We start from the raw sequence: 15,758 nt of genomic DNA on the forward strand, positions 1-15,758 counted from the left end.
TTTAATTTTTCATCACGATTAATTAAATGAAAATCGAATGGGAATAATTCTAAAAAGGTAAATATGAAAATTCATGAGTATCAGGCAAAAGAAACATTAAAAAAATTCGGCGTACCTGTTCAAGACGGAGTCGCGATAAAAAAAATATCGGAATTTGACAATGCAATTTCACAACTTCAAGCGAGAGGAATAAATCAGTTTGTAGTTAAATCACAAATTCATGCCGGCGGAAGAGGAAAGGGGAAACTTTACAATCCAAATAATAGAGAAGAATTGGTTTTAGAAGGCGGAGTTAAGTTTACCACATCGGTTGATAAAGCACGTGAGTATGCAAGCAAAATGCTTGGTAATTTATTGGTTACTCATCAAACCGGAGCTGAAGGAAAAATAGTTAAAACACTTTTCATTACCGAAGGACTCGATTATAAAAAAGAATTGTATTTGGGAATACTTCTTGACCGCGGCGTTTCAAAGAATGTGATAATGGCATCAACAGAAGGCGGAGTTGAAATTGAAAAAGTTGCCGAAGAAACTCCGGAAAAAATTATTAAAGAATGGATCGAACCATCCGTGGGTATTCAATCTTATCAAGCACGTAAACTTGCTTTCGGACTTGGGCTTGAAGGAAACGCTTTCAAAAGTTTTGTTCCTTTCATGATGAAACTCTATAAAGCATACGAAGAAACAGATGCATCCATGCTTGAAATCAATCCGCTCATTATTACAAACGATGATAAGATTGTTGCACTTGATGCAAAAATGAATTTTGATGATAACGCATTATACCGTCATCCCGAAATTGTTGCTTACCGTGATCTTGATGAAGAAGATCCGCTGGAAATTGAAGCATCGAAGTTCAATCTCAATTACATTAAACTTGATGGTAATGTTGGCTGTATGGTGAACGGAGCGGGATTGGCAATGGCTACAATGGATATAATAAAATTAGCAGGCGGTGAACCGGCAAACTTTTTAGATGTCGGCGGCGGAGCTAATAAAGAAACAGTTGCAAATGGTTTCAAAATTATTTTGTCTGATCCGAATGTAAAGGCAATCTTGATAAATATTTTCGGCGGCATAGTCCGTTGCGATCGCGTTGCTCAAGGTGTAATTGATGCAGTGAAAGAAATTTCGGTTACTGTCCCGGTTGTCGTTCGTCTTGAAGGAACAAATGCAATTGAAGCAAAAGAACTTTTAGAAAACTCAGGGCTAAATTTTGAAGTTGCAGCTACACTACAAGATGCAGCAAAGAAAGTTACATCTGTTCTTACTGCCGAAGTTGTTGCATAAAATAATTGTAAATTGGATTGTAAAGAGAAAACATGATTGAAATAAAAATTACAATTGATACTGCTTTAAGTCTTCTTCTGGATAGAATGAAGTTCGAATTAAAGTTACGTCAGAAGCAGGGTGTTCTTAAACCAGGTCTAAGATTGGAAAACCTAACTTATAAAGATCTTCTTAATTTAATTGAAGCATCGGTCTTCGATACTGTCTTTCTTTTACCGGTTGATCTGATCACATCAGAGACAAATCTAATACAAATAATTACTGGTACTGTGCGTGCACTTGCAAAAGTTCTTCATCGAGAGGAATTTTTACTTTACACATCGCAACAAGCCAAAAAATTACTTGACCCAATCTATAATTGTTTTCAAGATTCACTGAAAGAAAATATATATTCTTACAATTGAGTTTGAAGCTGTTTTACAAACGCTTTAACGAAGACTAGTATTTTCATAACCTCGACTTTCAAAACTGGCATACCTTAATAATAAATCCTAAAAAAAATAATTTGAATAAACCCTCAAATCCTTTTTCTTTATGAAAAACAAAAAATGAATTAGCTGAAAAAAAAAGAAATTCTTAATTTTAATAAGACCATTTCATTCTTTGTTCTTTTGTACAGTCAATGATGATTAAGATTTTGTAATGTTATAGATTTTTGTGAGAAAAAGATGATACATGGTAATGGTAGTGAACAGAATATAATTCGAGTAAAACAATTATTTTCAAGTCTCTTCGGAAATACTTCTAAAGCATTATTAAATATTTGTCCCGCCAGTTTAATTCTATTAGGTGACCACACGCATTATAATGAAGGAGTGCTTATATCGGTTGGTATAGATAAATATTGGACCTTTCTTATGCGGCGAAGAAGAGATACTGAAATTAATATTGCTTCAGCAGATTCTAATAAATTATTGAAAATTAGTTTAGATAGAATAGATGAAAATGAGAAATCAGAATTTAAACTTTTATGTGGATTGATAAGAATACTTAAACAAGATGGAATATTAAAAAAAGGATTTGATTGCGTTATCTCATCTAATGTTCCCCAGTGTCTTGGGCTTGGATCAATTGCCGCAGAGCAAGTCGGATTTTTAAATGCAATAAAAAAATCATTTTCCCTTCACATCAACAATGATGAGCTGTTGAGTTATGTAAGAAAGAATGAACTAAATCTTCTCGGCAAGATATCGAATATTGCTCTTCACTATTCTGTTCAGTTTGGAAGAGAGAAAAAATTATATTTTATGGATTTGAGAACAAAAGAACATAAGATGCTGTCTATTGACAGGGACGATTATTCGTTAATTATTTGTGACAGCGGTGAAGAAATTATTGAACCACAAAAAATATGTAATGAAAGAATTGAAGAATGTGAAGTTGGAGTGAAAGGGTTAAGATTATATATCTGGGGAATAAAAAATTTACGCGATGTTAATATGGACTTTTTGTACAAACATTATCATATGCTGCCGCATAAAATATTCAACAGAATTCTTTATAACGTAAAAGAAAGAAACAGAGCGGAGGAAGCGGTTAAACTAATTCGTAAAAAATCATTCCGAGAACTGGGGAATCTCGTAATTGAATCTCACGATGATTTATCAGAAAATTATGAATTAAAAAACGAACATTGTGATTTTCTTGTAAATGAAGCTATTAAATTGGAAAAAGTTCTTTGTTCAAAAATGATAAACTGCACTCCGATACGAAGCACATTTAATATTGTAGCAGATGATAAAATTGATCTTTTCAATCAAACCATGAAAGGATTATACGAACAAAAATTTCACAAACAGCTTAAAACATATGTAGTTAAACTAGCCGGCGGAGTAAAGAAGATTCCTTTGCGTAAATACGAATTCGGCATTCAATAATTCTTTTCTTATAAAAATAATATTTTTAATCACACCCGAAATTACCTGCTTAATTTCAACTTGATTTTCACTTTTGTTAGCTATACATTTTCCTCCGAATTAAGAAGGAGTATTAATGAGTTTTTCTGAAGATTATTTAGACGACAATTATGATTCATATTGTGATGAAGAAGAAGTAAAATCAAAAATAAAAATATGCCGTGAACACATAGATAACGAACATACTTTTGCTCACTTGGATTTTATCGAGGAAGTTATTCAGCACTGTCTTGAATATGATCTTATTGAGGACGGTTTATATCTAACCAATGCGCTGTTGAAAGCTGTTCCATATAATTCTGATGCTTGGCAGTTCAAAGGAATTCTTTTAAACAACACTTTTAATTTTGAAGAAGCATATCACTGCTTTGATAAATCACTTTCTTTGAATCCAAATGATGTTGAAACGTATATCAACAAATCAATCGCTGAAGATAATTTAGGAATGTTCGAAGATGCAGTCGCATCATTGAAAAGAGCATTAGAGATTGAGCCGCATAACGAAGAAACATTGTTTAGTCTTGGTGTTATTTATCAGAAAAAAGAAAAATATACCGAAGCAATCGAATACTTTAATAAAGCAATCGCCGCCGATCAAGAGTATTTAGAGGCCTGGTATGAACTTGGATTTTGTTTTGAAAATATTGATCAGTTGGATAAAGCATTGTTTGCTTACGATAAATATTTAGAATATGATCCTAATAGTTTTACCGGATGGTATAATAAAGGAATTGTTCATCTACGTCTTGATCAATTTGAAAAAGCAATTAATTGTTTTGAACTATCAATCGCTTTGAAAGATGATTTTTCTAGTTCGTGGTTCAATGTAGGTTATGCCTATTCAAGAGTTGCAAGAAATGGCGATGCGCTTAAGTCCTACAAAAAAGCATTTGATCTTGATCCTTTTGATGAAACCATTCTATTTAATATGGGGCAGACTTACGAAGAACTCGGATCGTATGCTCTGGCAATCCGTTCTTATTCAGAATCTATAAAGCTGGATCCCGAATATTACGAAGCATATCTCTCGCGTGGTTATTGTTATGATCTGGTCGGAAAATATCAATTGGCTTTGAAAGATTTTAACAAAGCCATTTCATTAACTGGAAATCCCGAAGATGCATGGTTTGCAATTGCAGATTTGGAATATTCACTTGGCAATCTTCAAGAATCAATCAATAATTATTTGAAAGCTACTGAACTTAATCCGGATAATTTTAATGCTTGGTTTAAATTGGCAGAGACCTATACAGAAGTTGGCCTTTGGCTGGAAGGATTAAAATCTTTCGACGAATGCATCAAAATAAATTCTTCACATGCAAATTCATTTTATGGAAAAGCTAAGATCAATTTTTTATTGGGGCATACTCAGGAAGCAATCAATAATCTTAAATTAGCTTTTGAGCTTGATCCAAGTATAAGAAACGAGTTTACGAGAGATTATCCTGAAGTGAAAACTTCAAAACTATTTATCAAATTACTTGATGAAAACAAACAATAATTGAAAATGCAATCTCAAAATAAATTTAATCACAATACGAAAATTATCGGTATAATAGGTCATCCTGTAAAACACTCTTACTCGCCGCTAATGCAAAACATTGCATTCGAATTGACAGGACAAAACTATATATATCTTCCTTTTGATGTTCCGGCAAACTCATTAAAAGATGCTCTTAAAGGAATTGTTGCGCTTGGAATAAATGGGTTCAATGTTACACTTCCGTTGAAAGAAAAAATTCTTCCATTGTTAAAAGACGTAGCTGAAGAAGTAAATATTATTGGTGCGGTAAATTGTGTAACTAATGAAGATGGAATTTTGCGAGGATATAATACCGATGTTGCCGGAGTGGTTGAATCGTTAAATCCTTTTAAGGATGAAATTGCAGGAGCGAAAGTATCTGTAATTGGTGCAGGGGGAGCGGCGCGCAGTGTTATTTATGCTCTCATCCGTAATTTTAAAGTTGGTCATATTAATATTATCAACCGAACCGAACAAACAGCAGAATCATTAAAAGAGTTTTTTTCCGTAAAAATGATTTTTAATAACTTCAAAGCGTTTCCTCTTTTTCCTTCAGATCTTGTTGAAACTTTCCGCGATTCGAAACTTATTATAAACACAACATCAATGGGCATGTATCCTGAGATAGATGATTCCGCAACAACGATCAAAGAATCATTTATGAAAGGGCAGATTGTTTTTGATATTGTTTATAATCCGGTAAAAACAAAACTGCTTAAGCTTGCCGAAAGTCAAGGTTCTACCGTAATCACGGGATTAAAAATGCTGGTAGAACAAGGGGCCAAGTCTTATGAATTATGGTGCGGAGAGAAAATGCCTGTTGAAAAAGTTTACCGTGCTCTTGAATCATATCTAATGAGTTGAAAATTTATCTACCACTTTCGTCCCCTCATTTCGAAGAAAAGCTATCAGGTTAATAATTTTGTGTGTGATAATAAACTGTTGAAACAGTTAGATTATATTTTAGCAGCTGTTCTGCACCTCGATGAATCGAGGTGTTATTTTATTAACACACGGATTTATCCGTGTGAAGACAAACAATAGACAAAAATTGTTAACCGTTTCAACGGTTTCTCTTCTTAACTTGATAGCATTGTATAGAAGGGTGGGTTTTTCTATTGTAGTCTTGCCAACGCTTCTTTAATTCTTTCAGCACCTTCTTTTAAATTTTCCATAGACGTTGCATAAGATAATCTCAAATAACCTTCGGCACCAAATGCGCTGCCCGGAACTGTTGCAACTTTTGCTTCATAAAGCAAATACATAGCTAGATCAAATGAATGTTCAATCCTAAATACCGAAGTTGATTTTCCGAAATAATATTTGAGGTTTGGGAAGAGATAAAAAGCTCCTTTCGGTTTGAAACATGTAATACCTTTGATGGAAATAATTTGTTCAAAAATAAAATCTCTTCTCTGTTCATATTCCTTTCTCATCATCTCAATAAAATCCTGCGGTCCATTTAATGCTTCAAGAGCAGCAGCTTGAGAAATTGATGATGCGTTCGATGTGCTGTGACTTTGAATCTTGTTCATTGCTTTTATGATTTCTTCGGATCCGGCAGCATAGCCGAGTCGCCAGCCTGTCATTGCATAAGATTTTGAAAAACTATTAACAACAACCGTTCTGTTTTTAATATTTTCATTTAGTGCAGCAAAGCACACAAATTTATTATCGTCATAAATTATGTTCTCATAAACATCATCGCAAATAACGTAGAGATTATTTCTTTCAACAATTTCTGCAAACGCTTCCAACTCTTTTTTGGTATAACATGAGCCGGTCGGGTTAGTAGGATAAGAAAGTATCAGGACTTTTGTCTTTGTAGTAATCGCTCTTTCCAACTGTTCCGGTGTTAAGTTAAATTCTGTTTTTTCATTTGTTGGAATTATTACAGAATGACCGTGCGCTAAAGTTACCATCTCCGGATAAGAAACATAATATGGTGAAGAAAAAATAACCTCATCGTCATCATGAACAAGAGATTGAATTGCATTATAAAGACTTTGTTTTGCGCCTGTGGAAACAATAATATCATTCGTTGAATAATCTAATCCGTTTTCTTTTTTCAATTTTTGAGAAATAGCGGTTCTCAGTTCTATCGTTCCATTATTGAGCGTGTAGTGGGTTTGATTGTTATCAATAGCACGCTTTGCTGCTTCTTTAACATTTTGCGGTGTAGGAAAATCCGGTTCTCCAACTGAAAGATCAATAACATTTTCACCACGGGATTGCATCTGCTTTGCTTCGGCGGCTATCTTCATAGTTGGCGAAGCACCAATTTTATTTATGCGTTTTGATATGGGCATCTAACACCTAAATTTATTTTTATTCATGAGTTCACTCTAATGACATCTCCACCTTCGTCGGATTGTCATTCTGAGTATCTGGCATTAGCCGGAGACGAAGAATCTAAAACCAGATTCTTCATTTCGCTACCGCTTCATTCAGAATGACATCTATCATTATTTAGACTTTTTAGAGTTGACCCAACTTTTAATAGAAACTTTACGAATATAGTATTTGAAAAGTTTAAGAGAAAGTGAGGACAACTTTTTTTTTCAATAATTTATTGGAGTTGAGATGCTTTTAAGAAAATAAGTACAATGTTTATTTTGACCAATGAAAAGCCATTTCTATTTTTAACTTACATTTCAAGTCCAATTTTATTAGTTTAAAACTAATGTGTTTACTAAAGGTGGTGGGATGAAATCAGTTTCAAACCAGATCTCCGCTAAAATACTTGGTTTAAATATTGGTATCCTTAAGGAATATCTACTAAAGAAAATCCGACCTCTCAAATTAGTGTTAGATTAAAACAAGCATATATAAAAAATCGTCGAGTATCTTTTGGCTAAGAAGAAAATCTTGAGTTCACTTTAAAAGCATCAATTTGTCATTCTGAGGAACGCAGTGACGAAGAATCTAATTACAAAAACCAGATTCTTCTCCCGATGAATCGGGATCAGAATGACACCTTGCTTAAGGTGACATACTAAGACAAAACGAAAAGGCTTATATGCTTATTTGCACACTAAACACAATTTGAAAAGTGCCATGAAAACAAAACTTATCATTGTTGCTACTGCTGTTATCTTAATAATAACAGTAATTATTTTATTATACCTTCATTCAACAAACGAGAAAGAGGTTGTCCAGCGGTTTCAAGCTGAACAGCTGTTAGATGCACGCCGGCTTGCAAGAGAGATTGAATCTTACCTACACGATAGAGCTTATGATGTTAATTCATTCTCATATTTCCCATCGTTTCAAAATCGTGATATAAAAAAGATGACAGCAGATATACAAACGTTCTTCAATTACGTTAAGAAAGATTTCGTCAAAGCGGTTAGTGTTTATGATGAAAAAGGAACTATCATCTACTCAACAGCTAAAGATGTAATCGGTCGGAATTACGGAAATTTAGATTTCTTTCAGTGGGCAACCAAAAAAGAAAACAAAGGGAAACAATTCGTTTCGTCACTCATACGAAAGACAGATGATACAACAACGCCTCTTCCTTATTTTCGTTTTCTTATTGCCGCACCTATTTATCAAGAGGTAAAGAATGCACGTTCTCAGCAACCTACGCATAAGTTTATAGGTATTGTTACTTCAACTATAGATTTAGAGGAAATTGTTTCCACCTTTCTTCCGTTTGTGAGAGCATATACTACTAGTGGACATGCATATGTCCTGGATAGAAACGGAACGGTACTTTTCCACAGCGAACATCCGGAAATGGTTTTGAGAAATATCCGCTTGCAGGATGAAACTTGTTTTAAGTGTCATGTTTCATTCGATCATGTTAAAACTATACTTTCCGGGAACGAAGGCGCCGTTGAATATGCTCTTAAAGAAAGACCAAAGAAACTTGCGAGTTTTTCTACTACAGAGATTATGAATATTTCATGGAAAATTGTTATCAGCATTCCCTCTGAAGAAGTTTCCGGCTTCGTCAATAAGAATTTATATATGACAATATTCCTTATAGGTATAATCACTCTAACATTTATCGGAGGATTTTCACTAATCTACCGCAGCAATCGGTTAAAGATTAGAGCGCAGGAAGAAGCAAAGCAATGGATGGAGAACCATGAGTTAGAAAATAAAATACGCGAATCAGAAAAGCGGTACCGCACTATGATTGAGTTTGCACATGACATTGTTTGGACATTGAACACACAAGGCAATTTCACATTCATCAACAGCAGTGGTGAAAAACTTACTGGTCACAAAATTTCGGACTGGATTGGAAAAAGTTTTATCCCTCTTATTTTTCACGAGGATTTGCAGAAAGCAGAGGAAATATTTCTTCAAACACTAAAAGGTATATCACAGAGCTTTGATGTGCGCATATATGACATCCATGGTAAGATTGTAATCCTTTCTGTGAACACTGTACCAATATATCAAGATGGCAGTGTTGTAGAAACTGTCAGTTTTGGACGAGACATCACAGAACAAATGCAAGCGGAGGAATCACTAAAAGCGAGCGAGGAGAAATATCGACATCTGGTGGAAAACCTTGGCAAGGAATATTTCTTTTACCGACATGGCAGAGATGGAGTGTTCACCTATGTGAGTAATTCCATGACTGATATTCTTGGCTATTCTAAACAAGAATTCTTGGCTCACCACACCGAGCATCATACCGACAACTCTATCAATAAAGAAGCTGTAAAGCGTACCGAATTGAGTATTCAAGGAAAACAGCAGGCTCCGTACGAAGTAGAGATTTACCACAAAGATAAAAGTATCCGCCGGTTAAAGGTTACGGAAACTCCTTTGTATGATGATAAAGGGAGAGTATTTGCTATCGAAGGGATTGCAAGAGATATAACCGAACGCAAACGTGCAGAGGAAGCACTGCTTTCCAGTGAAGCACGTTATCGAAATTTGTACGAGCATGTGCCTGTAATGAATTTCACTATTGATCTCTCCGGTAAAACAATCTCGGTAAACCGATTCGGTGCTGCTGAATTAGGTTACACGGTTGAGGAGTTGGTCGGCAAATCAGTATTAGATATTTTCTATGATGAAGATAAACCCATCGTTCTCAAACAAGTAGAAACTTGTCTTCAGAATCCCGATAAAATATATGATTGGGAATTGCGCAAAGTTCATAAAAACGGACAGATACTGTGGGTGCATGAGGTTGCTCGCGTTGTGGAAGAAAACGGTCGGATAGATATACACATCGCTTGTCAAAATATAACCGAACGCAAACAAGCAGAAGAAGAAATTAAGATGCTTGCTTATGCTCTCAGAAGTGTTAATGAATGTGTGAGTATCACTGATCTAAAAGACAAACTTATTTTTGTTAACCAATCCTTTTTGAAGACTTATGGTTATTCAGAAGAAGAATTAATCGGAAAGGATATGCATATTGTTCGGTCATCAAACAATCCGCCGGAATTAGTTAGTGCAATATTACCTGCCACATTACTCGGAGGATGGAATGGTGAATTGTGGAATAAAAGAAAGGACGGAAGTGAATTTCCTATTTATCTTTCTACAACAGCTATTAATGATAAAGATGGCAAACCTTTAGGACTAATTGGAGTTGCGAAAGACATTACTGAACGCAAGCGTGCCGAAGAAGAAATAATTCAAATTAAAGAAAAAATGCAGATGCTTGTGGAAGGCACACCCCATTTATTCTTCTATGTGCAGGATGCTAATGCTAATATTCAATATATATCTCCTTCCGTTAAAGAGATTACTGGACATACAGTTGAGCAGTGGTGTGAGCAAAACCATTGGTTTGTTACCGATTCCGAAATAAACCAGTCGGCTAAGAGAAGAACACATGCTCATCTTCGCGGCGAATATACTGAAGGACCTGCGTTCTTGGAAATAACTCACGCTAATGGAAATATTATTTTTCTCGAAGCCTATGAAAACCCAATCATAAGAAATAATAAGGTAGTTGGTCTACAAGGAGTAGCACACGATATTACACAGCGAAAACGTGCCGAAGAAGAAATTATTTTTCAAAAAAATAAATTTGCACAATTATTCGAAAACTCACCGATTGCAATTGCTTTGTTAGACGATCAAGATAAAGTTGTTCATATCAACGAATCGTTTTCAGCACTGTTCGGTTATTTCCTCGAAGAAATTAAAGGAAAGTTTATTAACGACTTAATAGTCCCACCCGAATTGAAAGAAGAAGCAGAAACCTATTCAAATGAAACACACGGAGGCAATCAGATAAATAAAGAAAGTTACCGTATGATAAAGGATGGTACTCTTGTTTATGTTCAAATCATTGGCGTACCGGCAATTGCAAATGATAAAGTAGTTGGTATTTATAGCATGTACGTTGATCTTACTCAACGGAAAGTTGCCGAAGAAAAAATGAAAACTGCAAAAGAATTAGCTGAACAATCCGATAAACTGAAATCAGAATTTCTTGCACAAATGTCGCACGAGATTAGAACTCCTATAAATATAATGACCGGGAATGTAGATTACCTTAAAGATTTATATGGTGAAAAAACGAATTCCGACACTCGCGAATGTTTTGATGGAATTGATCTGGCTTCGAAAAGAATTATTAGAACTGTAGATTTGATACTTAACGTAGCAGAATTACAAACCAGCGGTTATAATCCTTACAAAATAAAAGTTGACCTCAATTCTGAGATACTTAATAAATTATATAAAGAGCATCAACTTTTAGCCAAACAGAAAGGATTAGAGTTTATATATAGTTGTAAAGAAAGAGATGCGAATGTTATTGCCGACTCTTACAGTATAACACAAATCTTCGCCAACTTGATAGATAACGCCATCAAGTACACAAAAAAGGGTAAAGTAGAAATACTTTTATTAAAGAATAAAACCGATAATATTATGGTAGAGATCAAAGATACCGGAATAGGAATGAGTAAAGAATTTCTTCCGAAACTATTTGAACCATTCCTTCAGGAAGAGCAAGGGTTTACGAGAAGTTATGATGGCAGCGGACTTGGATTAACACTTGTAAAAAACTATTGTGACATAAACAATGCCGCAATAGAAGTAGAGAGCGAAAAAAATGTAGGCACAACTTTTAGAATAATATTTAAGAGTTAGATCATGATCAAGAGTTTACCCGTCGTACTTTTGGCGGGCAATGACAATTTAGGAGATTCAAATGAAAAAAATGTTAGTTGTAGAAGATGATATTTTATCTCAGAATGTTTTAAGAAGAATATTTAAAAGTGATTATGAAATAGTTTTTTGTGAATCCGCCGAAGAATATTATGAAAAATACTCAGAAAAGAAGTACGATATAATAATAATGGATGTAGCATTAAAAGGAATTAAGAATGGATTGGAATTAACAAAAGAGATTAAAGCCGCACCGCAATTTACCGGTACACCCATACTTTGTCTAACCGCACATGCACAAACTAAGTTGAGGCAAACCGCAATGGAATCCGGATCTGATCTTTTTATAACTAAACCAGTTTCAAATAAAGTACTTAAAGAAGCTGTGGCTTCATTAATTAGATAAGATTTATAAAAAGGGGTTTCTCATATTCAAGCGGGAAAAATGTAATTCAAAAATAATTTATTCAAAGTAGAAAATTATTTTGTTTTTATTGCCAGACTAACCGATGCAGAAACTTTTGTAAGTGTAAAATGAATCTTTGTCGGAAAAGTTTCTGAAGTTACCCCTTGAACCAAAGCAACACCCCCAACATAATTACCTTGAAATATTTTAATATTGTCTTTGTTATAAATTTCAATAACAATTCTGCCTAATGTATAATTACCAACTGCTAATGCAACATCTAAGTTTGTAGAATTAAGTGTTAAAGTGTAATCAGAAGTTTCGTCATAGTTTTTCGCTTTAACTGCAAAAGTAAAATTATCTTGTTTGTTAACTATTGCCGGTGTGTTCTCAATTAAGCTGTCGCTTAAAGAAGGGGTTACTAAATCAACATTATTATTACAACCGGAGACAAGAATCAATCCCGCTATTCCTAGAATCAAAAATGATTTTGTAATTCTCATTTTATCCTCCTTAAAAAATCGAACCGGAGCTTTTACAAACTCCGGTAATAAATCTATTTTGTTTGTGAAAGTCTCTTTGGTCCGGCATTAATAACTTCTTGCGAACAACCTTTTTCAAATAGTTTGAAGTTGTCTTGGAAACGTGCCGCAAGTGCATCATACTTTTTCCAGTACTCATCTTTACTTCCCCATGAGTTTTCCGGGAATAAAACATCTTCCGGAACATCAGGGCAAGTTACAGGAACTTCGTAGCCGAATAATTTATCCTTGCGATATTTAACCTTGTCTAATTTTCCTTCTAGAGCTGCGTTTAAAAGATTTCTTGTGTGGCGAATACTAATGCGTTTACCAACGCCAAATCTTCCGCCTACCCAGCCAGTGTTAACCAGCCAAACATTAGCGCTGTGTTTTAACATTCTTTGTTTCAGCATTGCCGCATAATCCGAAGGATGACGAACCATAAAAGGTCCGCCGAAACATGCAGAAAAAGTTATCTGTGGTTCAATGCCTAAACCAATTTCCGTTCCGGCGATCTTTGAAGTGTACCCACTAATAAAATGATACTGTGCTTGTTCCGGATTTAATTTTGCGATCGGGGGCATAACGCCTGATGCATCACAAGTTAAGAAAATTATATTCTTGGGATGAGTGTGAACGTAACCTTCTTTAATTACATTCGGGATAAAATCAATTGGGTATGAGGCGCGTGTATTTTCTGTTATTGTATCATCATCGAGATCAATATTGCGTGTTGTCGGATCCCAAACAACATTTTCTAAAATTGTTCCGAAGCGATGCGTTGTCTCATGTATCTGTGGTTCATTTTCAGCAGAGAGACGGATAACTTTTGCATAGCATCCGGCTTCAAAATTAAATACACCTTGATTACTCCAGCCATGTTCATCATCACCGATAAGTTTACGTTTTGGATCTGCAGATAAAGTTGTTTTACCGGTACCGCTTAATCCGAAGAATAATGCAGCATCTCCTTTATCTCCAACGTTTGCTGAGCAGTGCATTGGCAGTACGTCTTCATAAGTAAGTAAGAAATTTAAAACGGAGAAAACAGATTTTTTGATTTCACCGGCGTAAAGTGTGTTTGCTATAATAGCTGTTCTCTGGTCGAAGTTTAGAATGATCGCTGTGTCCGATCGTGTGCCGTCAGTTATCGGATCTACTTTGAATCCGGGAACTGCAATAACAGTAAACTCCGGAACAAATTTTTTCAATTCATCTTTGTCGTTCGTAGTTAAAAACATATTACGTGCAAATAAACTATGCCATGCTTTTTCTGTTATGATACGAACTGGCATTTTGTATTCAGGGTCTGCACCGGCGTAACAATCTTGAACAAACAATTCTTCACCTTGAACCCAAGCTTGCAAACGTCCCATTAATTGAGACCACATTGAATGAGTATAAGGACGGTTGTAAGTTCCCCACCAAATATCTTTCGCGGTTGATTCTTCATGAACGACAAATTTATCCGCCGCCGCACGAGCAGTGTGTTTTCCTGTATTTACAATAACAGGTCCCGATTTAGCAATCCTGCCTTCATTTCTAAAAATTATTTCTTCATACAAAGCTTCGTCGGGTAGATTCCAAAAAACACGATCAAGATTTGTTAACCCTTGATTCTTCAAACGGAAATCAGAAGCAAGATCTAAAGCTTGCTTTGTTGCAGGAGTATTGAATTCTAAATATTTACTCATGACCAATCCCTCACTAATTTTCTATCGCCAATATAAAGTTCGTTAGGTGAATTCGGATCGAGAGCCCATTTCATTCTTTCGACTCCTTCAGTTATATCTTTGATCGTTCCGCAGTAACTAATTCTTAAATAACCATCTAAACCGAATTCCTTTCCCGGTACGGTTAACACCATAACCTTATCAATTAAGAATGAAGAAAGTTTTTGAGAATCTTTTTCATAAGCCGAAAAATCTGCGAAGCAATAGAAAGTTCCATCCGGTACATGAACTTTAACTCCGCTGAATGAACGGAGCTGCTCGATCAAAACATTGCGGTTGTTTTCTAACGTAACGCGTAAACTTTCAACGCCTGATTGAATTCCGTTAAGAGCGCCGGCTGCTGCTTTCTGAAGAAGAACCGAAGGTCCGGAAGTTTGATGTCCTTGAATGTTCGACATTGCTTCGATAACTTTTTTATTTCCAACAGCCCAGCCAATTCTGAATCCTGTCATAGCATATTGTTTTGATACCCCGTTCACAATAATGATCTTAGAATTCTCAACAGATTTTTTTGTGTAATCGTAAGCGCTGAACGGTTTCTTTCCATCGAATACAAGACGATGATAAATATCATCCATGATCAAATAGAGATCTTTCTTTTCGCAGAAATTAACAATGTCAGAAATAAATTCTTCTGAGTACATAGCGCCGGAAGGATTGTTCGGACTATTGATAATTACGGCTCTTGTGTATGAACCAGTACGCAGTTCAATATCTTTTAGTCGTGGATAAAAAGTTCCGTCTTCCGGTAATGCAGCAACTCCAATTGCGCCGCAAAGTTTTGCCATATCGGGATAACTAACCCAATAAGGAGCTGGATAAATAATTTCTTCCTGCGGATTTAAGATTGCCTGCATTGCTACCATAATGGATTGTTTAGCTCCACCGGATGCAATTACATTTTCCGGATTTACTTTACGATGATAAAATTCTTCCGTATAACGGATAATTGCTTTTTTCAATTCCGGAATTCCATCGGCAGGTGTGTAACGAACTTCTCCGGTATTAAGTGAATTAACTGCTGCGAGCAGTGCATCCATGGGGGCTCTGCTTTTTGGTTCGCCACCGCCAAGATGAATTACCGGATCTCCTTTCTCTCTTAAGATCGCTGCCTTTTCATTCAATGCTAATGTTGGGGAAGCTTTAATTGCTCTTGCGATTTGACTTAGACTCATATTTAACCTGTGATTGATTTGTTCTAAAAAGAATATTTGCGCCCGAAACTTATCGGCTATTGGTAAGATTAGCAAGTGGATTTTGGCGTTGTTT

Annotated in this window: 11 protein-coding genes; 7 read left to right on the plus strand and 4 right to left on the minus strand. The window is 35.4% G+C overall.

Features of this window, described 5'->3' with window-relative positions:
• Positions 1 to 63 precede the first annotated feature (63 nt).
• The 5 genes from sucC (at position 64) to aroE (ending at position 5,592) form a co-directional block, all read left to right on the plus strand.
• Positions 64 to 1,290, plus strand: a complete 1,227-nt coding sequence (sucC, locus tag NTZ27_11345; protein ID MCX6175337.1) for an ADP-forming succinate--CoA ligase subunit beta — start codon at positions 64 to 66, stop codon at positions 1,288 to 1,290.
• A gap of 32 nt (positions 1,291 to 1,322) precedes the next feature.
• Positions 1,323 to 1,694: a hypothetical protein gene (locus NTZ27_11350; protein ID MCX6175338.1), complete on the plus strand. Its 372-nt coding sequence runs from the start codon at positions 1,323 to 1,325 to the stop codon at positions 1,692 to 1,694.
• Between the two features lie 264 nt (positions 1,695 to 1,958).
• Entirely contained in the window at positions 1,959 to 3,167 is a 1,209-nt protein-coding gene (locus NTZ27_11355) for a hypothetical protein (GenBank protein ID MCX6175339.1), read from the plus strand.
• A 115-nt stretch (positions 3,168 to 3,282) separates the two neighbouring features.
• On the plus strand, positions 3,283 to 4,707 hold the full coding sequence (locus NTZ27_11360) for a tetratricopeptide repeat protein (GenBank protein MCX6175340.1): 1,425 nt from the start codon (positions 3,283 to 3,285) through the stop codon (positions 4,705 to 4,707).
• A gap of 6 nt (positions 4,708 to 4,713) precedes the next feature.
• Complete coding sequence (gene aroE, locus NTZ27_11365) at positions 4,714 to 5,592, plus strand: shikimate dehydrogenase (GenBank protein MCX6175341.1); 879 nt, start codon at positions 4,714 to 4,716, stop codon at positions 5,590 to 5,592.
• Between the two features lie 251 nt (positions 5,593 to 5,843).
• Here aroE and NTZ27_11370 read toward each other — a convergent pair whose 3' ends face one another.
• A complete protein-coding gene (locus NTZ27_11370) occupies positions 5,844 to 7,037 on the minus strand; it encodes a pyridoxal phosphate-dependent aminotransferase (GenBank protein MCX6175342.1) in 1,194 nt (397 codons plus the stop codon).
• A 748-nt stretch (positions 7,038 to 7,785) separates the two neighbouring features.
• On the opposite strand from NTZ27_11370, the gene NTZ27_11375 reads away from it, so the two are divergent.
• Both NTZ27_11375 and NTZ27_11380 read left to right on the plus strand, forming a co-directional pair.
• Complete coding sequence (locus tag NTZ27_11375) at positions 7,786 to 11,811, plus strand: PAS domain S-box protein (protein ID MCX6175343.1); 4,026 nt, start codon at positions 7,786 to 7,788, stop codon at positions 11,809 to 11,811.
• Positions 11,812 to 11,872: 61 nt separating this feature from the next.
• Entirely contained in the window at positions 11,873 to 12,235 is a 363-nt protein-coding gene (locus NTZ27_11380) for a response regulator (GenBank protein MCX6175344.1), read from the plus strand.
• A gap of 74 nt (positions 12,236 to 12,309) precedes the next feature.
• Here the strand turns inward: NTZ27_11380 and NTZ27_11385 are convergent, their stop codons facing one another.
• From NTZ27_11385 to NTZ27_11395, 3 genes are read right to left on the minus strand one after another with little or no spacing between them, the layout of a single operon-like run.
• Complete coding sequence (locus tag NTZ27_11385; protein ID MCX6175345.1) at positions 12,310 to 12,738, minus strand: hypothetical protein; 429 nt, start codon at positions 12,736 to 12,738, stop codon at positions 12,310 to 12,312.
• A gap of 53 nt (positions 12,739 to 12,791) precedes the next feature.
• Positions 12,792 to 14,450 (minus strand): phosphoenolpyruvate carboxykinase (ATP), encoded by a 1,659-nt coding sequence (pckA, locus tag NTZ27_11390; protein ID MCX6175346.1) that lies wholly within the window; start codon positions 14,448 to 14,450, stop codon positions 12,792 to 12,794.
• Entirely contained in the window at positions 14,447 to 15,664 is a 1,218-nt protein-coding gene (locus NTZ27_11395; protein MCX6175347.1) for a pyridoxal phosphate-dependent aminotransferase, read from the minus strand. Before NTZ27_11395 ends, pckA begins: the two co-directional genes overlap by 4 nt.
• Positions 15,665 to 15,758: the final 94 nt, after the last annotated feature.

The sequence above is a fragment of the Ignavibacteriales bacterium genome (assembly GCA_026390775.1).
GTDB lineage: Bacteria > Bacteroidota > Ignavibacteria > Ignavibacteriales > Melioribacteraceae > Fen-1258.